Annotated in this window: 30 protein-coding genes; 20 read left to right on the forward strand and 10 right to left on the reverse strand. The window is 68.2% G+C overall.

Annotated features, from left to right (window positions below; genetic code table 11):
• Both C5F48_RS25105 and C5F48_RS07520 read left to right on the forward strand, forming a co-directional pair.
• Positions 1 to 275 (forward strand): TlpA family protein disulfide reductase (locus C5F48_RS25105; RefSeq protein ID WP_373454332.1); only part of this gene is annotated, 275 nt, incomplete at its 5' end.
• 66 nt (positions 276 to 341) lie between these two features.
• Entirely contained in the window at positions 342 to 947 is a 606-nt protein-coding gene (locus C5F48_RS07520) for a DsbA family protein (RefSeq protein ID WP_107663288.1), read from the forward strand.
• Positions 948 to 949: 2 nt separating this feature from the next.
• Here the strand turns inward: C5F48_RS07520 and C5F48_RS07525 are convergent, their stop codons facing one another.
• The gene (locus C5F48_RS07525) at positions 950 to 1,261 is read right to left on the reverse strand and encodes an ArsR/SmtB family transcription factor (RefSeq protein WP_107663289.1); all 312 of its coding nucleotides are present in this window, start codon (positions 1,259 to 1,261) and stop codon (positions 950 to 952) included.
• A 132-nt stretch (positions 1,262 to 1,393) separates the two neighbouring features.
• Between C5F48_RS07525 and C5F48_RS07530 the strand changes: the two genes are divergently transcribed.
• From C5F48_RS07530 to C5F48_RS07540, 3 genes are read left to right on the forward strand one after another with little or no spacing between them, the layout of a single operon-like run.
• Complete coding sequence (locus C5F48_RS07530; protein ID WP_258186488.1) at positions 1,394 to 1,813, forward strand: YeeE/YedE family protein; 420 nt, start codon at positions 1,394 to 1,396, stop codon at positions 1,811 to 1,813.
• 3 nt (positions 1,814 to 1,816) lie between these two features.
• Positions 1,817 to 2,245, forward strand: coding sequence for a DUF6691 family protein (locus C5F48_RS07535; RefSeq protein WP_107663291.1), 429 nt, complete (start codon positions 1,817 to 1,819; stop codon positions 2,243 to 2,245).
• A gap of 2 nt (positions 2,246 to 2,247) precedes the next feature.
• Positions 2,248 to 3,165: an MBL fold metallo-hydrolase gene (locus C5F48_RS07540; RefSeq protein ID WP_107663292.1), complete on the forward strand. Its 918-nt coding sequence runs from the start codon at positions 2,248 to 2,250 to the stop codon at positions 3,163 to 3,165.
• A gap of 52 nt (positions 3,166 to 3,217) precedes the next feature.
• Here C5F48_RS07540 and C5F48_RS07545 read toward each other — a convergent pair whose 3' ends face one another.
• The 3 genes from C5F48_RS07545 to C5F48_RS07555 form a co-directional block, all read right to left on the reverse strand.
• Positions 3,218 to 4,261 (reverse strand): YeeE/YedE family protein, encoded by a 1,044-nt coding sequence (locus C5F48_RS07545; protein WP_107663293.1) that lies wholly within the window; start codon positions 4,259 to 4,261, stop codon positions 3,218 to 3,220.
• A 49-nt stretch (positions 4,262 to 4,310) separates the two neighbouring features.
• Positions 4,311 to 4,664, reverse strand: a complete 354-nt coding sequence (locus C5F48_RS07550; protein ID WP_107663294.1) for an ArsR/SmtB family transcription factor — start codon at positions 4,662 to 4,664, stop codon at positions 4,311 to 4,313.
• 99 nt (positions 4,665 to 4,763) lie between these two features.
• Positions 4,764 to 5,129 carry a thioredoxin fold domain-containing protein gene (locus C5F48_RS07555; RefSeq protein WP_107663295.1) on the reverse strand — a complete coding sequence of 122 codons (366 nt, stop codon included), beginning with the start codon at positions 5,127 to 5,129 and terminating at the stop codon, positions 4,764 to 4,766.
• 80 nt (positions 5,130 to 5,209) lie between these two features.
• Between C5F48_RS07555 and C5F48_RS07560 the strand changes: the two genes are divergently transcribed.
• The 11 genes from C5F48_RS07560 to C5F48_RS07610 all read left to right on the forward strand — a co-directional run bounded on the left by C5F48_RS07560 (position 5,210) and on the right by C5F48_RS07610 (position 15,265).
• The gene (locus tag C5F48_RS07560; protein ID WP_107663296.1) at positions 5,210 to 5,947 is read left to right on the forward strand and encodes a cytochrome c biogenesis CcdA family protein; all 738 of its coding nucleotides are present in this window, start codon (positions 5,210 to 5,212) and stop codon (positions 5,945 to 5,947) included.
• Between the two features lie 14 nt (positions 5,948 to 5,961).
• Entirely contained in the window at positions 5,962 to 6,522 is a 561-nt protein-coding gene (locus C5F48_RS07565; protein ID WP_107663297.1) for a SoxW family protein, read from the forward strand.
• A 115-nt stretch (positions 6,523 to 6,637) separates the two neighbouring features.
• Positions 6,638 to 7,111 (forward strand): sulfur oxidation c-type cytochrome SoxX, encoded by a 474-nt coding sequence (gene soxX / locus C5F48_RS07570; protein WP_107663298.1) that lies wholly within the window; start codon positions 6,638 to 6,640, stop codon positions 7,109 to 7,111.
• A 27-nt stretch (positions 7,112 to 7,138) separates the two neighbouring features.
• Positions 7,139 to 7,558: a thiosulfate oxidation carrier protein SoxY gene (gene soxY, locus C5F48_RS07575; RefSeq protein WP_107663333.1), complete on the forward strand. Its 420-nt coding sequence runs from the start codon at positions 7,139 to 7,141 to the stop codon at positions 7,556 to 7,558.
• 23 nt (positions 7,559 to 7,581) lie between these two features.
• The gene (gene soxZ / locus C5F48_RS07580) at positions 7,582 to 7,911 is read left to right on the forward strand and encodes a thiosulfate oxidation carrier complex protein SoxZ (RefSeq protein ID WP_107663299.1); all 330 of its coding nucleotides are present in this window, start codon (positions 7,582 to 7,584) and stop codon (positions 7,909 to 7,911) included.
• A gap of 27 nt (positions 7,912 to 7,938) precedes the next feature.
• Positions 7,939 to 8,802 (forward strand): sulfur oxidation c-type cytochrome SoxA, encoded by an 864-nt coding sequence (gene soxA / locus C5F48_RS07585; RefSeq protein WP_107663300.1) that lies wholly within the window; start codon positions 7,939 to 7,941, stop codon positions 8,800 to 8,802.
• Between the two features lie 113 nt (positions 8,803 to 8,915).
• Positions 8,916 to 10,610 (forward strand): thiosulfohydrolase SoxB, encoded by a 1,695-nt coding sequence (gene soxB, locus C5F48_RS07590; RefSeq protein WP_107663301.1) that lies wholly within the window; start codon positions 8,916 to 8,918, stop codon positions 10,608 to 10,610.
• Between the two features lie 21 nt (positions 10,611 to 10,631).
• Positions 10,632 to 11,903: a sulfite dehydrogenase gene (gene soxC, locus C5F48_RS07595; protein WP_107663302.1), complete on the forward strand. Its 1,272-nt coding sequence runs from the start codon at positions 10,632 to 10,634 to the stop codon at positions 11,901 to 11,903.
• On the forward strand, positions 11,887 to 12,984 hold the full coding sequence (locus tag C5F48_RS07600) for a c-type cytochrome (protein WP_107663303.1): 1,098 nt from the start codon (positions 11,887 to 11,889) through the stop codon (positions 12,982 to 12,984). Before soxC ends, C5F48_RS07600 begins: the two co-directional genes overlap by 17 nt.
• Before the next feature lie 100 nt (positions 12,985 to 13,084).
• Positions 13,085 to 14,347 carry an NAD(P)/FAD-dependent oxidoreductase gene (locus C5F48_RS07605; protein ID WP_107663304.1) on the forward strand — a complete coding sequence of 421 codons (1,263 nt, stop codon included), beginning with the start codon at positions 13,085 to 13,087 and terminating at the stop codon, positions 14,345 to 14,347.
• Positions 14,348 to 14,362: 15 nt separating this feature from the next.
• Entirely contained in the window at positions 14,363 to 15,265 is a 903-nt protein-coding gene (locus C5F48_RS07610; RefSeq protein WP_107663305.1) for an MBL fold metallo-hydrolase, read from the forward strand.
• Between the two features lie 11 nt (positions 15,266 to 15,276).
• Here C5F48_RS07610 and C5F48_RS07615 read toward each other — a convergent pair whose 3' ends face one another.
• The 3 genes from C5F48_RS07615 to C5F48_RS07625 all read right to left on the reverse strand — a co-directional run bounded on the left by C5F48_RS07615 (position 15,277) and on the right by C5F48_RS07625 (position 19,805).
• Entirely contained in the window at positions 15,277 to 16,338 is a 1,062-nt protein-coding gene (locus C5F48_RS07615) for a YeeE/YedE family protein (protein ID WP_107663306.1), read from the reverse strand.
• A 77-nt stretch (positions 16,339 to 16,415) separates the two neighbouring features.
• Positions 16,416 to 17,183: a hypothetical protein gene (locus tag C5F48_RS07620; RefSeq protein WP_107663307.1), complete on the reverse strand. Its 768-nt coding sequence runs from the start codon at positions 17,181 to 17,183 to the stop codon at positions 16,416 to 16,418.
• 360 nt (positions 17,184 to 17,543) lie between these two features.
• Positions 17,544 to 19,805 carry an adenosylcobalamin-dependent ribonucleoside-diphosphate reductase gene (locus C5F48_RS07625; protein ID WP_107663308.1) on the reverse strand — a complete coding sequence of 754 codons (2,262 nt, stop codon included), beginning with the start codon at positions 19,803 to 19,805 and terminating at the stop codon, positions 17,544 to 17,546.
• Positions 19,806 to 19,986: 181 nt separating this feature from the next.
• Between C5F48_RS07625 and C5F48_RS07630 the strand changes: the two genes are divergently transcribed.
• The 3 genes from C5F48_RS07630 (at position 19,987) to C5F48_RS07635 (ending at position 21,158) form a co-directional block, all read left to right on the forward strand.
• Positions 19,987 to 20,418 (forward strand): DUF1489 family protein, encoded by a 432-nt coding sequence (locus C5F48_RS07630; RefSeq protein ID WP_107663309.1) that lies wholly within the window; start codon positions 19,987 to 19,989, stop codon positions 20,416 to 20,418.
• Between the two features lie 63 nt (positions 20,419 to 20,481).
• Positions 20,482 to 20,784, forward strand: a complete 303-nt coding sequence (locus C5F48_RS24775) for a hypothetical protein (protein ID WP_146170568.1) — start codon at positions 20,482 to 20,484, stop codon at positions 20,782 to 20,784.
• Positions 20,784 to 21,158 carry a hypothetical protein gene (locus tag C5F48_RS07635; RefSeq protein ID WP_107663310.1) on the forward strand — a complete coding sequence of 125 codons (375 nt, stop codon included), beginning with the start codon at positions 20,784 to 20,786 and terminating at the stop codon, positions 21,156 to 21,158. The genes C5F48_RS24775 and C5F48_RS07635 overlap by 1 nt, the downstream gene beginning before the upstream one ends.
• Here the strand turns inward: C5F48_RS07635 and hisG are convergent.
• The 3 genes from hisG to hisS are packed head-to-tail and all read right to left on the reverse strand — an operon-like array spanning position 21,145 to position 24,436.
• On the reverse strand, positions 21,145 to 21,858 hold the full coding sequence (hisG, locus tag C5F48_RS07640) for an ATP phosphoribosyltransferase (protein ID WP_107663311.1): 714 nt from the start codon (positions 21,856 to 21,858) through the stop codon (positions 21,145 to 21,147). The genes C5F48_RS07635 and hisG overlap by 14 nt on opposite strands.
• Complete coding sequence (locus tag C5F48_RS07645; RefSeq protein WP_107663312.1) at positions 21,855 to 22,952, reverse strand: ATP phosphoribosyltransferase regulatory subunit; 1,098 nt, start codon at positions 22,950 to 22,952, stop codon at positions 21,855 to 21,857. Before C5F48_RS07645 ends, hisG begins: the two co-directional genes overlap by 4 nt.
• Positions 22,949 to 24,436 carry a histidine--tRNA ligase gene (gene hisS, locus C5F48_RS07650; RefSeq protein ID WP_107663313.1) on the reverse strand — a complete coding sequence of 496 codons (1,488 nt, stop codon included), beginning with the start codon at positions 24,434 to 24,436 and terminating at the stop codon, positions 22,949 to 22,951. Before hisS ends, C5F48_RS07645 begins: the two co-directional genes overlap by 4 nt.
• 141 nt (positions 24,437 to 24,577) lie before the next feature.
• Here hisS and C5F48_RS07655 point away from each other — a divergent pair, with 141 nt between their 5' ends.
• Positions 24,578 to 24,781 carry a SlyX family protein gene (locus tag C5F48_RS07655; protein ID WP_107663314.1) on the forward strand — a complete coding sequence of 68 codons (204 nt, stop codon included), beginning with the start codon at positions 24,578 to 24,580 and terminating at the stop codon, positions 24,779 to 24,781.
• Positions 24,782 to 24,920 lie beyond the last annotated feature (139 nt).

Genomic DNA, 24,920 nt, shown 5'->3' on the forward strand with positions numbered 1-24,920 from the left:
AGGAGACCGAGGTGGGCATGGTCTTCGCCAATCAGGGCGAGGGCGAGGCCACCATCCGCCGCTTCCTCGATCAGGAGGATCTGCCCGGCGCCGATGTCTGGCTCGATCCGTCGAGCTCGCTTCTGGCCGAGTTCACCGTGCCGGGCCTGCCCGCCACGCTGTTCTTCGACGCCTCGGGCGCGCTGCACCACATCCACATGGGCGAGATTTCCCGCGCCGCCCTCCTGTCGCGGATGGACGAGATCCGCGGCCCCGCCCCTCAAGCCCGCCCGTAGGCCCCATCCTTAAGGCTGAGATAAGCCGCGGCGGCTTCGTTGCGGCGACACAGGGAAGGACAGTCCATGCCGCTTACCCGACGCAGCCTCATCGCCGCCAGCGCCTCGCTGGTCCTCGCCCCGCTCGCCCTGCGCGCGCAAGGCTATCCCGATCCCGGCGAGGTGCTGAACGACCCCGACGCGCCGGTGCTGGGCAACCCGCAGGGCGATGTCACCATCGTCGAGTATTTCGACTACCAGTGCCCTTACTGCAAGCGCGGCCACCCGGCGCTGACCGAGGAGGTGGCGCAGGACGGCAACATCCGGCTGATCCTGAAGGACTGGCCGATCTTCGGCACGGCCTCGGTCCATGCCACGCGGCTGGTGCTCGGCGCGCAGAAGCAGGGGGCCTATGCCGCCGGGCTCGAGGCGCTGATGGCGACCGAGGGGCGGCTGAGCGAGGCGCAGGTCGACCGGCTGCTGACCGGGGCCGGCGTCGATCTCGCCGCGGCCGGCGCCGCCTACGAGGCAGAGAGCGCCCGCTGGGACGCCTTGCTGCAGCGCAACGACGCTCAAGCCTCGGCCTTCGGCTTCATGGGCACACCCGCCTACATCATCGGCATGACGATGTTTCCCGGCGCCATCGACCGCGACACCCTGCGCGAGGCGATCAGGGCCGCCCGCGGCGCCTGAACTCAGCGCGGGGCGCAGAAGGTGTCGTAGAGCGCGGCCATCAGCGCCTCGGTCTCGGCATCGCCCAGCCGGTAGTGGATCGTCTTGGCGTCGCGCCGCGTGGCCACCATGCCGGCGGCGCGCAGCTTGGCGAGGTGCTGGCTCAGCGCCGACTGGCTGAGCCCGACCGCCGCCTGCAGCGCCCCCACCGACCGCTCGCCCTGCGCCAGCTCGCACAGAATCAAGAGACGGCGCGCGTTGGCCGCCAGCGCCAGCCGGGCGGCGACATGCTCGGCCCGGGCTTCCAGATCGTCCAGCGGCAGGGTCGGGGTCATTTCAGGTATCTCTATTGCATATATTAGACATCGCTCATATGTGCGCTTCACGGGACCGATCCGCAACCGGTCCGGGATAGAAATCAAGGAGAACAGATGGGTCCCGTCGTTCCAACGGAGTTCACACCCTGGATGTCGCTGCTCGGCGGCATGCTGATCGGCCTGAGCGCCGTCATGGTCATGGCGCTGTTCGGCCGGATCGCCGGCATCGCCGGGATCACCAACGGCGTGCTGGGCGCCCTCGCCCCGGTGAAGCGCGCCGCGACCGACCGGGGCTGGCGGCTGGCCTTCCTGCTCGGCCTCGCCGCCGCCCCGCTCGCGGTGGTCGTGGCGGGGGGCGAGGTCACCCAGACGGTTTCCGACAACCTGCCCGGCATGGCCGTTGCGGGGCTGCTGGTCGGGTTCGGCACCGCGCTCGGGTCGGGTTGCACCTCGGGCCACGGGGTCTGCGGCCTCGCCCGGCTATCGCCCCGCTCCGCCACAGCGGTGGGAACCTTCATGGCCGCGGCGGGCGTTACCGTCTTCCTGCTGCGCCACGTGTTCGGAGCCTGATCCATGCGCCTGATCCTCGGTTTTCTCAGCGGCCTCACCTTCGGCATCGGCCTCGTCGTCTCGGGCATGTCCAATCCGGCCAAGGTGCTCAACTTCCTCGACGTCTTCGGCGCGTGGGATCCGAGCCTCGCCTTCGTCATGGGCGGCGCCACTCTCACCGCCTTCGTCGGCTACCGTCTGGCCTGGCGCCAGCCGGAGCCGGTGCTGACCGACAGCTTCGACATGCCTGACACAAGGAAGATCGACCGTCCGCTGCTGACGGGGGCGGCGCTCTTCGGCATCGGCTGGGGCATCGGCGGCTTCTGCCCCGGCCCGGCCTGGACTTCGCTGCCGCTCCTGTCGCCCGCGATCCTCGTCTTCCTGCCCATGATGCTCGTCGGGCTCTGGCTCGGCGCGCAGTTGAAATCAATGCCAGTCGTCAGAGGAGCGTGACCATGAGCGACCCGAAACTGAAGCAGCGCGTCGTGCGCCACTCGCCCTCCCGCGGCGCGGGCAGCCCGGATGTCTGGGGCATCTACGAGCCCGACACCGGCTCGATCCAGTATGTCTGCGCCGATCCGGCGACCAGGCAGGCGGCGCTGATCGACGTGGTGTGGAACTTCGACGCCAAGCATTACCGCTTCTCGACCGGCAGCATGGATCAGGTGCTGGAGCTGGTGCAGCAGCAGGGGCTCAGCGTCGCCTGGGTGCTCGACACCCATCCCCATGCCGATCACGTCATGGCCTCGGCCCGGCTGAAGGAGCGGACCGGCGCGCCCAATGCCATCGGCGCCAAGGTGGGCGAGATCGCGAAGATCTGGGCCGAGATCTACAACCTGCCCCATGCCTTCGACCCCGCCCGCGATTTCGACCGGCTGTTCGCCGAGGGCGAGACCTTCGCGCTTGGCGAGCTGGAGATGCGGGTGATGCTCTCGCCCGGGCATACACTGGGCTCGATCACCTATCTCTGCGGCGATGCGGCCTTCACCCATGACACGCTGATGCAGCCCGATGTCGGCACCTCGCGCGCCGACTTCCCCGGCGGCGCCGCGTCGGACCTGTGGACTTCGATCCAGGCGATCCTCGCGCTACCCGCCGATACACGCCTGTTTGTCGGCCATGACTACGGCACGAAGGAGCGCGACGAGCCGATGTGGGAGGCGACGGTGGCCGAGCACAAGGCGCAGAACGTCCATGTCCGCGACGGCACGATCCGCGAGGACTGGATCGCCAGGCGCAAGGCGCGCGACGCCACCCTGCCCCTGCCCGACCGCATCCTCGCGGCGCTGCAGATCAACCTGCGTGGCGGCCGGCTGCCCCCGGCGGAGGATGACGGGCGGCACTATGTGAAACTGCCGCTGAACCGCTTCTGAAGCACCGCTCCCCGCCCGGCGGCGGGGAGCCGGCAGGAGGCCCCCGGGCCGGTCAGCCCGGGTTGAAGCCGGCGATCAGCTGGCGCAGGCCGATCATCGCGCCGACCACGATCGACAAGAGGGTGACCGGCCCGGACCAGGCCAGCGTGGCGATACCGGTGACGCCCTGCCCGATCGAGCAGCCCATCGCCACCACGCCGCCCACGCCCATCAGCACGGCGCCGCTGACCTGACGGCCAAGCTCGCGCGGGTCCTCGCAGGCTTCCCAGCGGAACAGGCCGCGCAGCAGCGATCCCAGCAGCGCGCCCAGCATGACGCCCAGCACCGAGCCGACCGAGAAGTTGATGCCGCCGGCGGTGGAGGTCATCAGAAACAGCAGAGTCCGCCCCACCGGCGCGGTGAAGGATGGGCCCTCGACCGCCACCGCGCCGAGGCTGTCGTTGAAGAGCCAGGTGGTGCCGACCAAGCACCAGACCACCGCCAGCCCGGCGGCGACGCCCCAGGCCAGCATCTTCGGCTGCGCCCGCAGCGGCGCATGCGACAGCGCCCAGCCGAGCGGCAGCAGCCCCAGCGCCAGCACGGTCAGCAGCGGCGCGACGCCCAGTTGCCCAAGGTCGTGCACGATGCCCTGCGGCCCGGCGGCGGCAGGCTGCGGGAAGATGAGCTCGCGCAGCGGCGCCAGCGGGCCGGAGAGGGCGATGAAGCCGAAGATCCCCAGCACCACCACGATCACCAGGGATCGCAGGTCGCCACCGCCGAAGCGCACCAGCGCGCCGAAGCCGCAGTTGCCGGCCAGCGCCATGCCATAGCCGAAGACCAGCCCGCCGAGGATCGAGGCCGCCGGGTTCCAGCTGATCGCGTGGTAGAAGGTCGCGCCGAGATCGACGAAGCCTGCCAGCGCCAGCAGCTGCGTCCCGAGGATCGCGACCCCCAGCACGAGGCCCCAGAGCCGCATCCGCCGCTGGTCGCCGCCGTAGACCGCCGCCTCCAGCGCGCCGAGGGTGCAGAAATCTCCCAGCCGCGCGGCCAGCCCCAGCACGACGCCGCCGGACAGACCCACCAACGCGGCAAGCAACCCTGTCGGGACTGCCTCCATAGCCTTCTCCTCCCTTCAATTCCCCGCCAGTGGCGGGGGCGTCTGCGCCCTAGGGCCGGTCTTCCGCCGGTTCCGTGAAAAGCTGGGCAAGCAGTCCGATGAGCTCCGTCACCTTGGGGTCAAGGAGCGAATAGTAGATCGCCTGCCCTTCGCGGCGGGCGCTGACCAGTCCCTCCAGCCGCAGTCGGGCGAGTTGCTGACTGACGATAGCCTGACGCGACATCAGCAGGTTTTCAAGCTCGGTGACGCTCTTGGGACCGTCGCGCAGGTGACACAGGATGGTCAGCCGGCCCTCGTGCCCGAGCGCCTTCAGCAGGGTCGACGCCTCTTCGGCCCGGCGCACCAGGGAGCCGAGCGGGGGATTTTTCCGGATCCCGTCAAGATCATCGCCAATTTCGCCCACGTCCTACCCCGGCCCACCCTGTCCTGACCCATGTTAGCCCGGCAGCGGGCAAACCGGAACAGCGCCAGTTCGGAAGGACTTTGCGACGGGCGGGCCGGATCATTCAAGGGCGGGACGTGCGGAATCAATCAGTTCATCAAGAAGAGGCCAGAAAAAATCCTCACCGGGATAACCTTCGAGGCGGCCCTGCTCCTGCCCGTCCCGGACGAGGACGAAGGTCGGGGTGAAGACCGGCGGCGAGACCAGCCGGATGTCCTCCGGCACCGGGTCGCGCAGCTGCAGCCGCCGCAACGGGGCGGCGCGCCCCTCCTCGGTCAGCGGATAGGCGGGGGCCACCTCGGCGTTCCAGCGGGCGCAGTAGAGGCATCCCGGCTGTTCGAACATCAGAAGCTGAAGCTCCGCCGCCGTGACGGGGGAGGACCAGAGCAGCGCGGAGGCCAGGAATATCTTGCCGAGATGGCGCACGTTGACAGCCTTATTGAAACATAGGAATATGCTAATGTAACTTTGCCATTGGGGCAAGGCACCGCTTCGGGGAGGGGGCGATGCTGGAGATGACCTATGGCGGGGCTGCGCTGGCGGGACTTCTGTCCTTCCTGTCGCCCTGCATCCTGCCCATGGTGCCGTTCTACCTGTCCTACATGGCGGGCCTGTCGGTGCGCGAGCTGCGCGACGGCGGCGAGATCGCCCCGGGCGCCCAGGCGCGGCTGGTGCGGCAGTCGCTCCTCTTCGCCCTCGGTGTCACCACGATCTTCGTGCTGCTGGGCATGGGCGCCACCGCGCTCGGCCGGGTCTTCGTGCAATGGCGCGAGGTGCTGTCCTGGGTGGCCGGGGGCGTGCTGATCCTGTTCGGGCTGCATTTCCTCGGCGTGCTGCGCATCGGCCTGTTCTACCGCGAGGCCCGGGTGCAGACGCAGAGCAAGCCGACGACGCTGGTCGGCGCCTATGTCATGGGGCTCGCCTTCGGCTTCGGCTGGACGCCCTGCGTCGGCCCGGCGCTGGCGGCGATCCTGATGGTGGCCAGCGGCATGGGCGAGGTTTGGCGCGGCGGCGCGCTGCTTCTGGTCTACGGGCTTGCGATGACCCTGCCCTTCGTGATCGCCGCGCTCTTCGCTGGCCCCTTCCTCGGCTGGATCGCCCGCCACCGCGCGATGATGGGACATGTCGAGAAGGTCATGGGCGTCATGCTCATCGTCTTCGGGCTGCTGATCGCCACCAACTCCGTCAACCTGATCGCCGACTGGATGATCCGCAACTTCGACTGGTCGGCCACCCTGAACTAGCGGAAGGACACACCGTGACCCGACTTCTCCAGACTGTTGCAGCGCTCTGCCTCGCAGCCTTGCCGGTTCAGGCGGTCGAACTGGGCGACGACGGGCTGCACAAGCCGACTTGGCTGCGCGAGACCTTCAAGGACCTGCGCGAGGATCTGGCCGAGGCCAATGCCGAGGGCAAGCGGCTGCTGATCTCGGTCGAGCAGCGCGGCTGCATCTACTGCACCCGCATGCACGAGGAGGTGCTGGTCGACCCTGCGATCGACCGGCTGATCCGCGACAACTACTTCGTCATCCAGATGAACCTGTTCGGCGATGTCGAGGTCACCGACTTTGACGGCGCGGCGCTGCCGGAGAAGGACATGGCGGCGCGCTGGGGGGTGATGTTCACCCCGACCTTCATCTTCCTGCCGGAGGACGTGGCGGAGGGCGCGACGGCCGCCGACTCGGCGGTGGCGATGATGCCGGGGGCCTTCGGCAAGGGCACCACCTCCGCCCTGCTCACCTGGGTGAAGGATCACGGCTATGAAAACGGCGAGCATTTTCAGAAGTTTCTGGCCCGCCAGGTGCTTCCGGCCGAATGAGCCGGAATTGCTGCAGCGCAGAACATAGAAATATTCGCGGATTACTATATTTCTGTTGCGCCATGTGACATTCCGCCACTATCCTCGGGTGGAGAAGAGATCAGGGAGGATCGCAATGACTCGCCGGCTTTGGTCGGCGGCCCTGGCAGCGCTGTGCGCCGCCACGCCCGTCGCAAGTGAAACCGCCCCCAAGGACGTCGCCTTTCACGAGGGGGCGGTCGAGGCCCCCCTGTCCGGCGCTCCGGGGAATCCCGAAGCCGGCGTGACGGTGATGACGACCAACGCCCTGGGAAATTGCGTGGCCTGCCACACCGTCGCGGCGCTACCTGACGTGCAGTTCCCCGGCAACATCGCCCCGGCGCTGGACGGCGTCGCGGACCGCTATTCCGAAGCGCAGCTTCGTGGCATCGTGGCCAATGCCAAGATGACCTTCGAGGGCAGCTTCATGCCCGCCTTCTACAAGACCGACGGCTTCATCCGCCCCGGCGACGGTTTCACCGGCAAGGCTGCCGAGGGCGAATTGCCGCCCATCCTGAATGCACAGCAGATCGAGGACGTGGTCGCCTACCTCACGACACTCAAGGAGTGAGGCGACCCAATGCTCAAGGAGATCAGAATGAACCTGTCCAGACGTGACACCCTGATGTTCGGCCTCGGTGGTTTCGCCACCCTGGCCCTGCCCGGCGCGCTCTCGGCCGCCACGGTCGAGGAACTCGCCGCGCCCTTCACCGGCGGCGCGACGCCCGGCGCCGGCGGCATCACCCTGACGATGCCGGAGATCGCCGAGAACGGGAACACCGTTCCGGTCGAGGTCGACGCCCCCGGCGCCGTGGCCATCCTGCTCCTGGCCAGCGGCAACCCCGAACCGGCCGTCGCCACCTTCACCTTCGGCCCCGCCGCCGCGAACCAGCGCGCCGCCACCCGCATCCGGCTTGCCAAGACGCAGGACGTGATCGCGATGGCCAAGATGGCGGACGGCTCCATCGTGCAGGCGTCGGCGACGGTCAAGGTCACCATCGGCGGCTGCGGCGGCTGAACCAAGGGATCGAGGAGACAAACATGGCAGAAGATGCAAAACCCCGCGTGAAAGTGCCGAAATCGGCTTCGGTCGGCGAGGCCGTGACGATCAAGGCGCTGATTTCGCACAAGATGGAATCCGGCCAGCGCAAGGATGCCGAAGGCAAGCTGATCCCGCGCTCGATCATCAACCGCTTCACCTGCGACTTCAACGGCGCGAATGTCATCGACGTGGCGATCGACCCGGCTGTCTCGACCAACCCCTATTTCGAATTCGACGCCAAGGTCGATGCGGCAGGGGAATTCAAGTTCACCTGGTATGACGACGACGGCTCTGTCTACGAAGACAGCAAGTCGATCGAGATTGCCTGAGCGGACGGGACATTAGGGAGGATAGCCATGCACCGCACAGCCAAGTCGATCGCCGCACTGGCCCTGGGCCTCGCCCTGACGGGCATGGCGTCCGCCGACCCGGTCGAGGACACGCTGACGGTCGAGACCGATGACGGCCCGCTCACGCTGACCACCATGACCTCGGCGCCGGACCACCTGACGGATACGATGGATACCATCTGGTCCGGCTGGCACTACCGCGAGGACGATACCCGCGACATGGAACGGGACGACTTCGACAATCCGGGCATGGTCTTCGTCGACCGTGCGATCGACAGCTGGAACGCGCCGCAGGGCGTCAAGGGCGAAAGCTGCGCCGGCTGCCACGAGGGGCCGGAGAGCATGGCCGGGCTGCGCGCCGTCCTGCCGCGCGTCGATCCCGAGAGCGGCAAGCTGATGCTGATGGAAGACCACATCAACAGCTGCGTCACCGAACGGATGGGTCTCGAGGCCTGGAAGCTGACCGGCGACGAGATGAAGGACATGCTCGCCCTCATCTCGCTGCAGTCGCGCGGCCAGCCGGTGAACGTCGCCATCGACGGCGCCGCCGCTCCCTTCTGGGAGAAGGGCAAGGAGATCTACTACACCCGCTTCGGCCAGCTCGAGATGTCCTGCGCGAATTGCCACGAGGACAACCAGGGCATGATGATCCGCGCCGACCACCTGAGCCAGGGCCAGATCAACGGCTTCCCGACCTACCGGCTCAAGGATGCGGGCCTTCTGTCCTCGCAGCAGCGCTTCATCGGCTGCGTCCGCGACACCCGCGCCGAAACCTTCAAGGCCGGCTCGGACGAGTTCAAGGCGCTGGAGCTCTATGTCGCCTCGCGCGGCAACGGACTGTCGGTGGAAGGCGTCTCGGTGCGCCACTGACACCGTCGCGGCCGCCCGCCGGCCGCGACAGCATGTGAAATCACGATACGGATCGGTCCGGTCGGCGTCATGATGACGCCCGGCCTGCCATTCCCGACGACAGGGAGACGCGCATGATCACGCGCCGCGAGTTTTTTCAGGCCGCATTGGCCACGTCGGCGCTGTATGGCGCGTCCGGGCTCGGCAACTGGGCGCGGCTTGCCGCCCAGCAGGCGCTGACGCAGGACCAGCTGCTGCAGTTCGACGACTTCGGCAATGTGACCCTGATGCACATCACCGACATCCACGCCCAGCTGAAGCCGATCTGGTTCCGCGAGCCGGAGGTCAACATCGGCGTCGGCGAGGCCAAGGGGCATGTGCCTCATGTCACCGGGCTCGAATTCCAGAAGATGTTCGGCATCGCGCCACAATCACCCGAAGCCTATGCGCTGACCTATGCGGATTTCGAGGCTCTCGGTCGCGCCTATGGCAAGATGGGCGGCATGGACCGCGTGGCCACGGTGGTCAAGGCGATCCGCGCCGCGCGGCCCGACGCGATCCTGCTCGACGGCGGCGACACCTGGCACGGGTCGATGACCAGCTTCCTGACCAAGGGGCAGGACATGGTCAACGTGATGAATGCCCTCGGCGTCGAGGCGATGACCAGCCACTGGGAATGGACCTACGGTTCAGGCCGGGTGAAGGAGATCGTCGAGACCCAGCTGAAATTCCCCTTCCTCGGCGCCAACATCTTCGACGCCGAATGGGACGAGCCCGCCTTCGAGCCCTACAAGATCTTCGAGCGCGGCGGCCAGCGCATCGCCGTGATCGGTCAGGCCTTCCCCTACATGCCCATCGCCAACCCGCGCTGGATGTTTCCCGAATACAGCTTCGGCATCCGCGAGGAGCGGATGCAGGAGATGGTCGACGAGGTGCGCGCCGAGGGGGTGGATCTGGTGGTCTGCCTCAGCCACAACGGCTTCGACGTGGACAAGAAGATGGCCTCGCGCGTCAAGGGGATCGACGTGATCCTGACCGGCCACACCCATGACGCCGTGCCCCAGCCGGTGCTGATCGGCGAGACGATCCTGATCGCCAGCGGCTCCAACGGCAAGTTCCTGTCGCGCGTCGATCTCGACGTGCGCGACGGGCGGATGATGGGCTACCGGCACAAGCTGATCCCGATCTTCTCGGATGTCATCACCCCCGACCCCGAGATGGCCAGCCTGATCGACGCCGAGCGCGCACCGTTCAAGGCGGATCTGGAGGAGAGGGTCGGCACCACCGAAACCCTGCTCTACCGCCGCGGCAGCTTCAACGGCACCTGGGACGACCTGATCTGCGAGGCGATCCGCTCGGAGCGCGACGCGCAGATCTCGCTCTCGCCCGGCGTGCGCTGGGGCACCACGCTGATGCCCGGCGACGCGATCACCCGCGAGGACATCCACAACGTGACCTCGATGACCTACGGCGCCTGCTACCGCAACGAGATGACCGGCGAGACGCTGAAGACCGTGCTCGAGGACGTGGCCGACAACCTGTTCAACACCGACCCCTACTACCAGCAGGGCGGCGACATGGTGCGGGTCGGCGGGCTGTCCTATGCGATCGACGTGTCCAGGCCTATCGGCACGCGGATCTCGGATCTCAGGCTCACCGACAGCGGTGAGGCGATCGAGCCGTCCAAGGCCTATACCGTCGCGGGCTGGGCCTCCGTCAACGAGGGCACCGAGGGGCCGCAGATCTGGGATGTGATCGAATCCCACATCCGCAAGCTCGGCACCGTGACCCTGCAGCCCAAGAACCCGGTCACCGTGACCGGCCTCTGACAGACGAAGGAGAGTTCGCCAATGACCGACGAACCAAGGAGCGGCACGTCGCGCCGCGGATTTCTGCGGACATCCGCCCTCGCGGGCGCAGGCCTCGCCGCCGGGGCCACCGCCGCCCGCGCGGAAGCCGCCGACCCGCTGATCACCGAGGTGCAGGACTGGGCCAGCGCCTTCGGCGATCCCGTCGACGCCACGCCCTATGGCATGCCGATCAGGTTCGAGAGCCATGTGGTGCGGCGCAACGTGTCTTGGCTGACCGAAAGCCCGGTCTCCTCGATCAACTTCACGCCGATCCACGCGCTGGAAGGCACGATCACCCCGCAGGGCTGCGCCTTCGAGCGTCACCACTCGGGCGCGATCGAGATGTCGAAGCAGGACTACCGGCTGATGATCAACGGTCTGGTCGACCGTCCGCTGGTCTTCACCTTCGAGGATCTGCTGCGCTTCCCCCGCGCCTCGACCACCGCCTTCCTCGAATGCGCGGCGAATGGCGGCATGGAATGGGCGGGCGCCCAGCTCGAGGGCTGCCAGTTTACCCAAGGCATGATCCACAACATGGAATATGTCGGTGTGCCGCTGCGCGTTCTCCTCGAAGAGGCCGGGGTGCAGCCCGAGGGCAAGTGGATCTACGCCGAGGGCGCCGATGCCTCCTCCAACGGTCGCTCGATGCCGCTGGAGAAGGCCATGGACGACGTGATCGTCGCCTTCTTCGCCAATGGCGAGGCGCTGCGCAAGGAGCATGGCTATCCCGTGCGCCTCGTGGTGCCGGGCTGGGAAGGCAACATGTGGATCAAGTGGCTGCGCCGGATCGGGGTCTACGATCAGGCGGTGGAAAGCCGCGAGGAAACCTCGAAATACACCGACCTCATGCCGGATGGCCGGGCGCGCAAGTGGACCTGGGTGATGGACGCGAAATCCGTCATCACCGCGCCGAGCCCGCAGGTGCCGATCCGGCACGGCAAGGGCCCGCTGGTCATCACCGGCCTCGCCTGGAGCGGCAACGGCGCGATCAGCCGCGTCGATGTCTCCACCGACGGCGGCAAAAACTGGCAGACCGCGCGTCTGACCGGCGATTCAAAGCCCAAAGCGCTGGTGCGCTTCCACCTCGACATCGACTGGGACGGCGAGGAGATGATGTTGCAGTCGCGCGCCATCGACGAAACAGGCTATGTCCAGCCGACCAAGGATGCGCTGCGGGAGATCCGCGGCCTGAACAACGTCTATCACAACAACGGCATCCAGACCTGGTGGGTCAAGGCGGATGGGGAGGTCGAGAATGTCGAAGTCGCGTAATCTGGCGCTCGGCGCGATCCTCTCGGCCCTTGCCGCCCCGGTCGCCGCCGAACCGCTCGGCCTCGGCCGCCCTGCCCTGCCGGGAGAGGTCACGGCCTGGGACGTGAGCGTGCTGCCCGACGGCACCGGCCTGCCCGAGGGCTCGGGCGACGTGCTGACCGGCGAGGAGGTCTTCGCCGAAAAATGCTCCTCCTGCCACGGTGAATTCGCCGAGGGGCTCGACAGCTGGCCGGTGTTGGCGGGGGGTGAAGGCACCCTGACCGACCGCCGGCCGGTGAAGACGGTGGGCAGCTACTGGCCCTATCTCTCCACCCTCTTCGACTACATCCACCGCTCGATGCCCTTCGGCGCGGCGCAGACGGTGAGCGTGGACGAAACCTATGCGATCACCGCCTTCCTGCTCTATTCCAACGGGCTGGTGGAGGATGACTACGTCCTGTCTAAGGCGAACTTCCTCGAGGTCGAGTTGCCCAACGCGGACGGTTTCTACGCCGACGACCGGCCCGAGGCGGAATACGCGCTGTTCAGGGGCGAGCCCTGCATGGCCGATTGCGCCGCCGAGGTGAAGGTCACCAAGCGCGCGGCCGAGCTGAACGTGACGCCGGAAGACCCGGACGGCCGCCCGGCAGGCAGCCTGCCCGACCTGCGGACGGCCGCGGCCGAGACGGCCGCGCCGGAGGCGCCCGCCGCCGAAGTGACGGCCGGTGACGCTGCCCCGGCAAGCGCCGAGGCGCCGGTAGAGGCTCCGACCGCCGCCGACCCGGCGCTGATCGCCGCGGGCGAGTCGGTGTTCAAGAAATGCTCCGCCTGTCACAAGGTGGGCGAGGATGCCAAGAATGGCGTCGGGCCGACGCTGAACGGCGTGGTCGACGGCCCGGCGGCGCATGAGGAGAAATTCAAATACTCCAAGGCGCTGCTCGACAAGGCCGAAGAGGGTCTCGTCTGGGACGAGGCCGCGCTGGGCGCCTTCCTCGAGAACCCGAAGCGCTATCTGAAGGGCACCAAGATGTCCTTCCCGGGGCTGAAGAAGGAAGAGGACCGCACGGCGATCATCGCCTATCTCGCGTCGCTGCCGAAGTAAGCTCGGCGCCGGCGCCGTCCCCGCGATGGCGCCGGCGGCCCGCCGGAACAGCCGCCGCCCCGGTTCCGCCGGGTCGGCCCCCTCTGGAGGAGACCCCCGCATGATCCTGACCCGGCGCCTGTTCATCGGCACCAGCCTCGCGGCCTCCTCCGCCCTCGCCTCTCCCGCCGTGCTGGCGCAGGCCCGCCTCCATGTCGTCGTCATCGGCGGCGGCGCCGGCGGGGCGACGGTGGCCCGCCACCTCGCCCGCGACAGCGGCGGCGCGCTCGACGTGACGCTGGTCGAGACCAACCCGGTCTACACCACCTGCTTCATGTCCAATCTCTACCTCGGTGGCCTCCGCAGCTACGAGAGCCTGGAGCACGGCTACGGGGCGATCGGCGCCGGGGTGACGGTGATCCACGACACCGCGACGGCCGTCGATCGCGAGCGCAAAAGCGTGACGCTGGCCGGGGGGCAGAGCCTCGCCTACGACCGTCTGGTGCTGGCGCCGGGGATCGACTTCGTCGAGGATGCCGTGCCCGGCTGGTCGCTGGAGCCTCACGCCGGGATCATGCCGCATGCCTACAAGGCCGGGCCGCAGACCCAACTGCTGAAGTCCATGGTCGAGGCGATGCCGCAGGGCGGCACCTTCGCGCTGGTGGCCCCGCCCGACCCCTACCGCTGCCCGCCCGGTCCCTACGAGCGGGTCAGCATGATCGCCACGCTGTTCAAGCGGACGAACCCGACGGCCAAGATCCTCATCATCGACCCGAAGGAAGGCTTCTCCAAGCAGACGCTCTTCGAGAATGCCTGGCTGAAATACTACGACGGCATGATCGACTGGATCGGCCCCGACTTCGGCGGCGATCTCGTCGAGGTGCGGCCCGAGACGATGGAGCTGGTGATCGACGGCGAGGTGCAGAAGGTCGACGCCTGCAACGTCATCCCCGCGCAGGTGGCCGGGCGCATCGCCGCCGCCGCCGGGGTCACGGATGACAGCGGCTGGGCTCCGGTGGCGCCCGAAAGCCTGCGCTCGAAGATCGACGAGGCCGTCTTCGTGCTGGGCGACAGCGCGTTGCAGGGCGACATGCCGAAATCGGCCTCGGCGGCCAACAGTCAGGCGGCGGTGGTGGTGCGGGCAATCCGGGCCGATCTGCTCGGGACCAAGCTGCGCAATGCGGACTATGCCAACACCTGCTGGTCGCTGCTGGCGCCCGACGACGGCGTGAAGCTCGGCGGCGCCTACGAGGCGACACCCGAGAAGATCGCCTCGGTGCATCATTTCATCAGCGAGGCGCATGAGGATGCCGCCCTGCGCAAGGCCACCTACGAAGAAAGCATCGGCTGGTATGACGGCATCACCGCCGACATCTTCGGCTGATCGGGGAGAACGACCATGCTGAGCCGCCGCCACTTCCTTGTCACCGCCCTTGCCGCGCCGCTCGCGCCGCGCAGGCTCTGGGCCGCCTCGACGCTGACCTCGGGCTCCTGGCAGCTCGACACGCTGTCGGATGGCAACCTGATGCTGCCCGGCGATTTCGTGCTGGGCGGCATGCCCGAGGCCGAGATGCGGGAGATCGTCGCCCGCTACGGTCTGGCCACCGATCAACTGACCCCGCCCTGCAACGTGACCCTGCTGCGCGACGGCACGAACACGGTGCTCTTCGACGTCGGCGCAGGCCCGGACTTCCAGTCTTCCGCAGGCAAGCTGGCCGAGAGCCTCGAGGCGCTTGGCGTGGCCCCGGAGGAGATCACTCATGTTCTCTTCACCCATGGCCATCCCGACCACCTCTGGGGTCTGCTCGACGAGTTCGACGAGCCGGTCTTTGCCAATGCCGAATATGCCATCGGTCAGGCGGAGTTCGACTACTGGACCGACCCCGAGACGGTGGACAGCATCGGCGAGGCGCGTACCACCTTCGCGGTGGGCGCTGCGCGGCGGCTGGCGGTGATCGCGGACAGCGTGCGCAAGCTCAGCGATGGCGAGGAGGTGCTGCCCGGCATTGCAGCCCGGCTGACCCCCGGCCACACGCCGGGACACATGTCCTTCGAGCTGGCCGCGCCCTCGCCAGTCATGGTGCTGGGCGACGCCATCGGCAACCACCACATCGGCTTCGAGCGCCCGGACTGGGCCTCGAACTCCGATCAGGACAAGGATCTTGCTGCGAAAACCCGCAGCGCGCTCTTGGACCGGCTGGCGGCCGAGCAGATGATCCTGATCGGCTATCACCTGCCCGGCGGCGGCATCGGCCGGGCCGAGAAGGCGGGCAGCGGCTACCGCTACGTCGCCGATCTCTGACGGCGGGCGGCTCAGGCCGCCAGCGGGGCGCGGCGCTGGTCGACGAGGAAGTCGGTCACCACCGCCCCCACCCACATGCAGAGCAGCGCCAGCCAGGCGGTCGCCACGAAGATCGAGCTGCCGGTGACGCCCGAGCCGATGGCGCAGCCCCCGGCCAGCATCGCGCCGAAGCCCATCAGTACCGCGCCCAGCATCGAGCGCCGCATCTGGCTTTCGCCGTCGAAGCCCTGGAACCGCAGCTCGCGCTTCAGCCCCGCCGAGAGCAGCGCGCCGAGGAAGACGCCCGGCACCAGCCCGATGTCGAAGTCGAGCGCCGGCGAGTCGGTCAGGAAGAACATCAGGAAATTCGCGGAAGGCCCGGAGAAGGTGGCCGAGGTCACGCTGACCGGGTCGAAGGCGACCTGCGCCAGGCTGAAGGTCAGCACCCAGCCGAGCGCCACGGCGAAGCCCACGCCCGACGCGAAGACCAGCGACAGCCAGGGCATCCGCCGATGCGCGGCGAGCCAGAGCGCTGCGGCGGCGAAACCGAGGCCGATCACCAGCCCGGCGGCCTCCGGCAGGCCCGCCAGCGCCAGGAGGTTCACATTGGCCCCGCCCGGCGTCACCCAGAGCCCGGCCAGCCACTGCCGCAGCGGCGCGAGCCAGCCATGCAGCGACATCTGCGCCACCACGGCGAAGATCAGCCCCGAGACCACCGAGCGCAAGTTGCCGGTCGCCGCGAGCACAAGCAGCCGCCCCGAACAGCCGCGCGCCAGCACCATCCCGGCGCCGAACATCAGCCCGCCCAGCACCGCGCCCGACCAGGACCCGGTCACCGCCATCATCCGCGCCTCCTCGGCGCGGAACAGGCCGAGCATCTGCGCGCCCTGTACCCAGATCATCGCGGTGGAGAAGGTCAAAAGCCAGACCGCGATCCGGTCGCCCAGCTGGCCACGGGCGAATTCCACCGTCGCCGCCCTGAGGCAGAAGGCGGAGCGATGCGCCGCAACGCCGAAGGTCACGCCGGTGAGCACGCCGAACAGCGCGGCGAGCGTGGCCTCATCCATCAGATCGGCGAGAAATTCGAGAGCCATCCTGCCCCCATCCGGCGCAACCTCACCCCAAGAATACAGCACGGTCAGCAACTCGTATTGATCTGGCGCAACCGCTGTCATCCCCCCAGTCCGCGTTCCAGGCTCGGAGCACAGGGGCGAGGGGACCGCTGCGAACCGACGATGCCGAAGCTCGCGTTCTGGTTCGTCGCCTCCACGACCAGGCTCGGAGCCTCGATCAGCGTGCCAAGCCATCGCGCCCAGACCGACTTGCCGATCCCGACGGGCCCGTCGAGCAGCAGGGGCGGCATCCGGAAGCCCGGCCAGCCTTCCCGCACCGAGCGGCGCATCGCGCGCCAGACCACCTCGGTGGCGGGCGCCAGCCAAGGGAATTCCCCGTGCAGCTCGGCGGCCAGTTCATCTGCCCGGTGCTCGGACGGGATGACCGCGAGGCGGACTCCCCGGGCCAGCACCTCGAGACGGTCCCGGTCCTCCTTCTTCAGGTGCTTCATCCCGGAAGCCGCTTCCCGCCGATGGAACAGCCGCCTTGCCCTGCGGTCGATCTTCGACCGGTCGGCGGCGGTGAGGCTGATGGTGCTCGCGGTTCTCGTGAGCACTCGATCGGCCGGCGGCAAGAACAGGTCGTCATCCTTTGCGCCATCGGCATCGGCGCCTTTCGCCTTCCTGATCCCGACAGCAGGCTGCGCCGCATCTTCCTGTCGGAGCGGCGCTGCGGCCTCGGCCAGCCTCCGCTCCTGCGCCTCCCGCAGCTTCCACAGGTGGTCGGTCAGGCGGCGGGTGATGTCCAGCTGCGATGCAGCGACAGCGGGGAACCGCGCCTCGATGAACCGGATGTGGCCTTTGGCCAGGATGGGGTCGGCGGGCATTGTAGCCTCCTCGAGCATGCCTCCGCCCTGCGGGAAAGCAGTGCTTTCCCGGTGGGGAAGATGTGGTTTTGGGAACTGCCGGGAAGGCTGGAGGCGTCAGCGCCTCTTCGCCGGACCGGACAAGATGACGGAAACCATGCTCAGGAGGGTCGAAACCGTCAACGGGGTGGGGAGAGGGCCGACCGGCTTGCACGGCCCGGAGGCGCTCAAGCCCCGGACCACGCCAACTAGTTGATAACTATAATGAAAGGGCCACAGCCCCCAAACCGATGGACATTAATTGCGCGTCCAATGGTCAAAACAGGGGGAAATGGACAGTATTTGCTGTGTATTACAACAACAGCTGGTTGTCGGTTCACCTCACCCGCACTTCGAAAATCCGCAGCTTGCGCAGGTCATGCAGCCTTCCACCATCCGCAGGTCGTAGCTGCCGCAGGAGGAGCAGGCCTTGGCCTTCATTCCCAGCACCGCCACGTCGGCCTTGGGGTCGGTCTTCAGGCCCATGCCCTCGCCCTCGATGAAGCCGATGGCGATCAGGTGGCGTTCGATCACGCCGCCGATGGCCGCGAGGATCGAGGGGATGTAGCGGCCTTCCATCCAGGCGCCGCCGCGCGGGTCGAAGACCGCCTTCAGCTCCTCGACCACGAAGGAGACGTCGCCGCCGCGGCGGAAGACGGCGGAGATCATCCGGGTCAGCGCCACCGTCCAGGCGAAATGCTCCATGTTCTTGGAGTTGATGAACACCTCGAAGGGCCGGCGGTGACCGGCGATGACAATGTCGTTCACCGTGATGTAGAGCGCATGCTCCGACCCCGGCCATTTCACCTTGTAGGTCGCGCCCTCCAGCTCCGCGGGCCGGTCGAGCGGGTCGGTCAGGTAGACCACCTCGCCCTTCGGCTCCGGCTCGGCCGGCGCGGCCTGCGCCGCTTCGGACACGCTCAGCACCGAGCCCGTCACCTCGTTCGGGCGGTAGGTGGTGCAACCCTTGCAGCCCTGATCCCAGGCGGCCATGTAGACCTCGGCGAAATCGTCGAAGCTGATGTCCTCGGGGCAGTTGATCGTCTTGGAGATCGAGCTGTCGATCCATTTCTGCGCCGCGGCCTGCATGCGGACATGCTCCAGCGGGGCGAGGGTCTGGGCGTTCACGAAGTAATCCGGCAGCGGCGCGTCGCCATGGGTCTCGCGCCACAGGCGGACGGCGTAATCGACCACCTCCTCCTCGGTGCGGGTGCCGTCCTTCTGCAGGACCTTGCGCTTGTAGGCATAGGCGAAGACCGGCTCGATGCCCGAGGAGACGTTGCCCGCATAGAGGCTGATCGTCCCGGTCGGGGCGATCGAAGTCAGCAGCGCGTTGCGGATGCCATGGGTGCGGATCGCCTCGCGCACATCCTCGTCCATATGGGTGAGCGAACCCGAGGCGAGGTATTTCTCGGCGTCGAACAGCGGGAAGGCGCCCTTCTCCTTGGCCAGATCGACCGAGGCGAGATAGGCGGCGCGGGCGATGGCCTTCATCCAGACTTCGGTCTGCTCCGCCGCCTCGACCGAGCCGTAGCGCTGGCCGACCATCAGCAGCGCATCGGCGAGCCCCGTGACGCCGAGACCGATGCGGCGCTTGGCCTGGGCCTCCTGCGCCTGCTGCGGCAGCGGGAAGCGCGAGGCGTCGACCACATTGTCCATCATCCGCACCGCCAGACGCACCAGCTTGTCCAGCGCCGCCAGATCGAGCGTGGCCTCAGGGGTGAAGGCGCCGCTGACCAGCGTCGCCATGTTGATCGAGCCCAGGAGGCAGGCGCCGTAGGGCGGCAGGGGCTGCTCGCCGCAGGGGTTGGTGGCGGCGATGGTCTCGCAATAGCCGAGGTTGTTCATCGCGTTGATCCGGTCGATGAAGATCACCCCGGGCTCGGCGAAATCATAGGTGGAGCGCATGATGCGGTTCCACAGGTCGCGCGCCTGCACCGTCTTGTAGACCTTGTCGCCGAAGACCAGCTCCCACGGGCCGTCGGCCTTCACCGCCGCCATGAAGGGATCGGTGACCAGCACCGACAGGTTGAACATGCGCAGCCGCGCCGCGTCCTTCTTGGCCTCGATGAACTGCTCGATATCCGGGTGGTCGCAGCGCATGGTGGCCATCATCGCGCCGCGACGGCTGCCCGCCGACATGATGGTGCGGCACATCGCGTCCCAGACGTCCATGAAGGACAGCGGGCCGGAAGCGTCCGCCGCCACGCCCTTCACCTCGGCCCCGCGCGGGCGGATGGTGGAGAAGTCATAGCCGATGCCGCCGCCCTGCTGCATGGTCAGCGCGGCCTCCTTCAGCGCGTCGAAGATGCCGCCCATGTTGTCGGGCACGGTGCCCATGACGAAGCAGTTGAACATGGTGACCGCCCGGCCGGTGCCGGCGCCCGCGGTGATCCGGCCGGCGGGCAGGAACTGGAAATCCTCCAGCGCGTGATAGAAGCGGTCCTCCCAGACCTGCGGCTCGGCCTCAACCTCGGCCAGCGAACGGGCGATGCGGCGCCAGGTGTCCTCGACCGTCCCGTCGACCACCACGCCCGAGGCATCCTTGAGACGATATTTCATATCCCAGATCTGTTCGGCGATGGGGGCATGAAAACGGGACATGGGAGATTCCTTGTGGTGGGACGACGGGGAGTGTTGTTCGGGGAAGGACGTACAAGATATGCCCCCGGCCCGCTAGGGTCAAACCATAGATTGAGAGAACGGTAGGTTTTTCCGGCAGGCCGCCGCCTTGAACTCGGATGCCAAAAGGTTAATGTCAGGCCTCCCCCCTGCGGAGATTCCCTTGGCCGATTTTGTCAACCTGTTGAAACTCTGCGTCGGTGCCGAGAAGGTCGAAGACCTGATCGACTGGCAGCAGAGCCAGCGCGGTCGCTGGCCCGACGGTCTTCCGCGCCATGTCACCCGGATGTGGCCCAAGCGCGAGACCGAGATCATCAGCGGCGGCTCGCTCTACTGGGTGTTCAAGGGGATGATTCTGGCGCGGCAGCGGATCGACGGGCTGGAGGAGGTCGTCGGCGCCGACGGCATCACCCGCTGCGCGATCCTGCTCGACCCCGAAGTGATCCGCACCGAAGGCGCCCCCCGCCGCCCCTTCCAGGGCTGGCGCTACCTCTCCGCCGAGGAAGCCCCGCGCGACCTGCCCAAGGGCCGCGCCCGCGAAGAGGCCCTGCCCCCGGCGCTGGCGCAGGCGCTGGCAGAGATCGGACTGCGCTGACGCGTCGCTTGCCCGGTTTCCGGCGGCTGGCTAGCCTCCCCGCAGGATGCGCGGGGGTGGCTAGTGGCGGAGCAGATCTTCCATCGTCGCGCGGATGAGCGGGAGCGCCGGCTGGTCGCGGATTCCGGCTGGCTCTGGGGCAAGGCGCCGCGGCAGATCGCCGGAAATGGCCCGGCCTGCGTGAAGGCCTATCTTGGCCCGCTCCCTGTCGGAGAGGCGGGCTACAGCTTCCGCACCGGGGTTCCGCCTTCACATTATCGTAGCTTCTTCGGGGTAAAGGGAGCAATCTGGGACGAGGGCGCGACAGGTGTGCTTGATGTGCCCGGCCTGCGTGGCCACGTAAGGATACCAGTCGAGGTTATCTGATGACCGCAATCGCAACGAAACCAGAGCCTGCCCTTGGCCCGTCGAACGGTACGCGCGGCGCGGCGCCCGGGCTGGTCTGGCCCAGCGGCCGCGGCCACGAAATCGCTCTCATCCGCGGTTCGCTCGACAGCGTGCGCCGGACCATCCTCGCCAAGGGCTCCGCGACCCCGCCACAGATCGACCTGGTCGAGGAGGACGGGGCGAAGGCGCTAGTGCTGCGCGGGCTGGTCGAAGGGCCGGTGTCGATCCTGAACGACCCGTCGGCCTCGCGCAGCCAGCTCGCGGTCATTGCCGATGACGGGCAGGACGCCACGATCCTGATAGACAGGTTGGCGCTGCTCCTCGCCCCCCTGTCGCTGGTCAGGACCGGGTAAACTCGGGCTCGGCCACATCCAGCTTCTGCACAAGCTGCGCCAGCGTCCCCGCAGCCTCCCCCCACTCCGCCCGCCGCGAGGCGAAAAGCACGGCCTGCGAGCTGTGGACCAGCGCGTCGGACAGGATCTTCAGGTGGTTCGCCCGAAGCGTCTCACCCGAGGAGGTGATGTCGGCGATCGCCTCGGCGGTGCCGTTCTTCACCGTGCCCTCGGTCGCGCCCTGGCTGTCGACCAGCTGATAATCCGCAACCCCCTGCGCCGTCAGGAATTCCCGCACCAGCCGGTGATACTTGGTGGCGATGCGCAGCCGGAAGCCATGCGCCGCCCGGAAAGCCGCCGCCGCCGCGTCGAGGTCGTCGAGCGTGTCGACATCGATCCAGCAGGCCGGTACGGCGATGATCAGGTCGGCATGGCCGAAGCCCAGATGCGCCAGCTCCGCCACCTGCGTCTGCCAGTCGGCAAGCTTGTCGCGCACCAGATCCGATCCGGTGACGCCCAGATGGATGCGCCCCGCCGCCAGCTCGCGCGGGATCTCGCCCGCCGAGAGCAGCACCAGCTCCACCCCGTCGATCCCCTCGACCGCGCCGGAATATTCGCGCTCCGCCCCGGTCTGGCGCATGGCGATGCCGCGCGCGTTGAACCAGTCGAAGGTCTTCTCCATCAGCCGCCCCTTGGACGGCACGCCGATCTTCAGCATCAAAGGGTCCCCTTCAGCTGCGCCACCAGCCCCGGGCGGATCACCCCGCCCACCGCCGGGATTGATCGGCCCTGCCCCAGCACCGCCGTCAGCGCATCATAGCGCCCGCCTGTCGCCACCGGCGGCAGCGCGGGGTTGGCGGCGTGGAAGCTGAAGACGAAGCCGTCATAATATTCCAGCGTGCTCTGGCCATGGCTCGCGGCGAAGGGCAGCGTCGCGGCATCCATCCCCCGCGCCTCCAACGCCCCGAGCCGCCGCGCGAAGCGGTCGACCGAGGTGGCGATCGCCGGCATCTCGGCCGCAATCGCGCGCAGCCGCTCCAGCGCCGCCGCAGCCGTGTCCTCCAGCGTCAGAAGCTCGTCCAGCATTCCGGCCTCGGCGCCGCTGATCGGCGCGGCCTCGGCATCCTCGATCAGCGCCGCCGCCCGTGCCGCGATATCGGCAGGCTCGCGCAGCCCGATCACCGGCCCCGCCGCCTCGATCAGCGCCTCGGCCGAGCCCGTGGCCAACCGCTCCAGCAGCTGCAGCCGCGCCTCGGGCGCCGGCGCCCGCCCGGCGAACCGGTCGAGCAGCGCGCGGAACCGCTTCGGCCGCCAGACATGGCGCAGCAGCGCCGCCTTGCGCCGCTCGGTGGTGCCGAGGCCGCGCACCGCCGCCAGCAGGATGCCGATGTCGCCGGTCGCCGCCTTCAGCCCCAAAGGCGCCAGCAGCCGCGAGAACAGCGCGAAAACCTCGGCATCCGCCGCTTCCGGCTCGGCGCGGTCGAAGATTTCGAAGCCAACCTGCAGATATTCCGAGGCGCGCGGCCCGAAATGCTCCTGCCGCCGGAACACCTCGCCCATGTAGGTATAGCGGGCGGGATCGGCGCCATGCGCCATATGCGCGTGCACCACCGGCACGGTGAAGTCAGGCCGCAGCATCATCTCGCCGCGCAGCGGGTCGGCGGTGACATAGGCCCGCGCCCGGATATCCTCGCCGTAGAGGTCGAGCAGCGTGCCGGCGGGCAGCAGGATGTCGGCCTCCACCGGCAGGGCGCCCGCGGCCTGGAAGGCGGCGAACAGCGTCTCGGCCTCGGCCCGGATCGCGGCCTTGGTCACTGGTCCAGCATCCGCTTCACGGCGGCGACCAGATCGGCCCGCGCCACCTCGACCTGCGCCGGGCGGGATTTCCACTCCTCGAGGCTGGCCTCCTCGGCCACCTTGGCGCCCAACACCAGATCCTTCAGCACCACGACGCCGCGCCCGGCCTCGTCGGTGCCCTGGATCACCGCCACCGGAGAGTGGCGATTGTCGGCGTATTTCAACTGGTTGCCGAAGTTCTTCGGGTTGCCGAGATAGAGCTCCGCCCGGATCCCGGCCGAGCGCAGCTCGCCCACCATCGCCATGTAGTCGCCCATCCGGTCGCGATCCATCACCGTCACCACCACCGGCCCGACCGACTTCTGCCCGGCCCGGCCTTTGGCCCGCAGCGCCGCCAGCAGACGGTCCACACCGATGGAGACCCCGGTCGCCGGCACCGCCTGTCCGGTGAAGCGCTTGACCAGATCGTCGTAGCGCCCGCCGCCCGCCACCGAGCCGAACTGCCGCTTGCGGCCCTTCTCGTCGAGGATCTCGAAGGTCAGCTCGGCCTCGAACACCGGCCCGGTGTAGTAGCCGAGGCCGCGCACGACGGAGGGATCGATCTCGATCCGGTCGGGGCCATATCCCTGCCGGTCCAGCAATTCGGCAATGGTTTCAAGCTCCTGCACGCCCTCGCCGCCCAGAACCGAGCCGCCGACCAGATCGCGCAGCCGCGCCACCGTCTCGGCGCCCGTGCCGCGCTTGGCGGCCATGAAGCCCATCACCACCTCGGCCTGTTCGTCCGACAGCCCGGCGCCCTTGGTCACGTCGCCCGACTCGTCGCGCCGCCCCGCGCCCAGCAGGGCGCGCACCCCGGCCTCGCCCAGCCGGTCCAGCTTGTCGATGGCGCGCAGCACGATGCCGCGCTCCGCCTCGAATTTCGACGGGTCGGAAGGGTCGAGCACCCCCGCCACTTCCATGACCCCGTTCAGCACCTTGCGGTTGTTGACCCGCACCAGATAGTCGCCGCGCGGAATGCCCACGACTTCCAGCGCATCGGAAAGCATGGCGCAGATCTCGGCATCCGCCGCGACCGAGGCCGCGCCGACCGTATCGGCATCGCATTGATAGAACTGGCGAAACCGCCCCGGCCCCGGCTTCTCGTTGCGCCAGACCGGGCCCATGGCGTAGCGGCGGTAGGGCGAGGGCAGGTCATTGCGGAACTGCGCCGCCACCCGCGCCAGCGGGGCCGTCAGGTCATAGCGCAGCGCAAGCCAGTCGCCATCCTCGTCCTGCCAGCCGAAGACCCCCTCGTTCGGGCGGTCGACGTCGGGCAGGAACTTGCCCAGCGCCTCGACGGTCTCGACGGCGGAGGTTTCCAGAGGATCGAAGCCGTAGCGGTGATAGACCTCGGCGATGCTGTCGAGCATCGCCTTGCGTTCCGTCACATCCGCGCCGAAATAGTCGCGGAAGCCCTTGGGCGTTTCCGCGCGGGGGCGGCGGGGAGACTTGTCCTTGGCCATTACCGGACCCTTCGCTGTGTTTCGCTGGGGGTGTATCGGAGGAGAGGGCGCGGGACAAGCCGCGGGCGTTTGCGGCAAAACGGCGATGCACGACCGATGCACAGGTCATGCACGACGCATGCAGAGGAAAGGAAGCGGCGGATGGACAGGATGGATGCGGCCGAGGAGCAGATCGCGCATCTGACGCGGGCGGTGGAAGACCTCTCGGAGGTGGTGGCGCGGCAGTCCAAGGACATCGAGCGGCTGTCGCGCCGCGTCGGCCTGCTGCTCGAACGCGAGGCCGAACGTGAGGCCGACAGCGGCGGCGGCATCCCCCTCGCCGATCAGCGCCCGCCGCACTGGTAAGCGGACTTTCTTATAAGCTGAATTTCAGGCCGACTTTCTTTCCCCTCACCTTGGAAAAATATCCTCGGGGTGGGGGTCCGGGGGAGGGGCAGACAGCCCCTCCCCCGGCGCTTGCCGGAAGCGCCGCATATCCCTCCGC

It is taken from the genome of Cereibacter changlensis JA139, assembly GCF_003034985.1.
GTDB classification, from domain to species: domain Bacteria; phylum Pseudomonadota; class Alphaproteobacteria; order Rhodobacterales; family Rhodobacteraceae; genus Cereibacter; species Cereibacter changlensis.

Excerpts from the sequence above, each read along its gene's own strand:
- soxA (WP_107663300.1), top strand. The coding sequence starts at position 7,939 with ATGCACCGCACAGCCAAGTCGATCGCCGCACTGGCCCTGGGCCTCGCC.
- C5F48_RS07520 (WP_107663288.1), top strand. The coding sequence starts at position 342 with ATGCCGCTTACCCGACGCAGCCTCATCGCCGCCAGCGCCTCGCTGGTC.
- C5F48_RS07525 (WP_107663289.1), bottom strand. The coding sequence starts at position 1,261 with ATGACCCCGACCCTGCCGCTGGACGATCTGGAAGCCCGGGCCGAGCAT.
- soxZ (WP_107663299.1), top strand. The coding sequence starts at position 7,582 with ATGGCAGAAGATGCAAAACCCCGCGTGAAAGTGCCGAAATCGGCTTCG.
- C5F48_RS07530 (WP_258186488.1), top strand. The coding sequence starts at position 1,394 with ATGTCGCTGCTCGGCGGCATGCTGATCGGCCTGAGCGCCGTCATGGTC.
- C5F48_RS07540 (WP_107663292.1), top strand. The coding sequence starts at position 2,248 with ATGAGCGACCCGAAACTGAAGCAGCGCGTCGTGCGCCACTCGCCCTCC.
- C5F48_RS07635 (WP_107663310.1), top strand. The coding sequence starts at position 20,784 with ATGACCGCAATCGCAACGAAACCAGAGCCTGCCCTTGGCCCGTCGAAC.
- C5F48_RS07620 (WP_107663307.1), bottom strand. The coding sequence starts at position 17,183 with ATGCCCGCCGACCCCATCCTGGCCAAAGGCCACATCCGGTTCATCGAG.
- soxB (WP_107663301.1), top strand. The coding sequence starts at position 8,916 with ATGATCACGCGCCGCGAGTTTTTTCAGGCCGCATTGGCCACGTCGGCG.
- soxC (WP_107663302.1), top strand. The coding sequence starts at position 10,632 with ATGACCGACGAACCAAGGAGCGGCACGTCGCGCCGCGGATTTCTGCGG.
- C5F48_RS07625 (WP_107663308.1), bottom strand. The coding sequence starts at position 19,805 with ATGTCCCGTTTTCATGCCCCCATCGCCGAACAGATCTGGGATATGAAA.
- C5F48_RS07535 (WP_107663291.1), top strand. The coding sequence starts at position 1,817 with ATGCGCCTGATCCTCGGTTTTCTCAGCGGCCTCACCTTCGGCATCGGC.
- C5F48_RS07545 (WP_107663293.1), bottom strand. The coding sequence starts at position 4,261 with ATGGAGGCAGTCCCGACAGGGTTGCTTGCCGCGTTGGTGGGTCTGTCC.
- C5F48_RS07560 (WP_107663296.1), top strand. The coding sequence starts at position 5,210 with ATGCTGGAGATGACCTATGGCGGGGCTGCGCTGGCGGGACTTCTGTCC.
- soxX (WP_107663298.1), top strand. The coding sequence starts at position 6,638 with ATGACTCGCCGGCTTTGGTCGGCGGCCCTGGCAGCGCTGTGCGCCGCC.
- hisS (WP_107663313.1), bottom strand. The coding sequence starts at position 24,436 with ATGGCCAAGGACAAGTCTCCCCGCCGCCCCCGCGCGGAAACGCCCAAG.
- C5F48_RS07600 (WP_107663303.1), top strand. The coding sequence starts at position 11,887 with ATGTCGAAGTCGCGTAATCTGGCGCTCGGCGCGATCCTCTCGGCCCTT.
- C5F48_RS07655 (WP_107663314.1), top strand. The coding sequence starts at position 24,578 with ATGGACAGGATGGATGCGGCCGAGGAGCAGATCGCGCATCTGACGCGG.
- C5F48_RS07610 (WP_107663305.1), top strand. The coding sequence starts at position 14,363 with ATGCTGAGCCGCCGCCACTTCCTTGTCACCGCCCTTGCCGCGCCGCTC.
- soxY (WP_107663333.1), top strand. The coding sequence starts at position 7,139 with ATGAACCTGTCCAGACGTGACACCCTGATGTTCGGCCTCGGTGGTTTC.
- C5F48_RS07615 (WP_107663306.1), bottom strand. The coding sequence starts at position 16,338 with ATGGCTCTCGAATTTCTCGCCGATCTGATGGATGAGGCCACGCTCGCC.
- C5F48_RS07605 (WP_107663304.1), top strand. The coding sequence starts at position 13,085 with ATGATCCTGACCCGGCGCCTGTTCATCGGCACCAGCCTCGCGGCCTCC.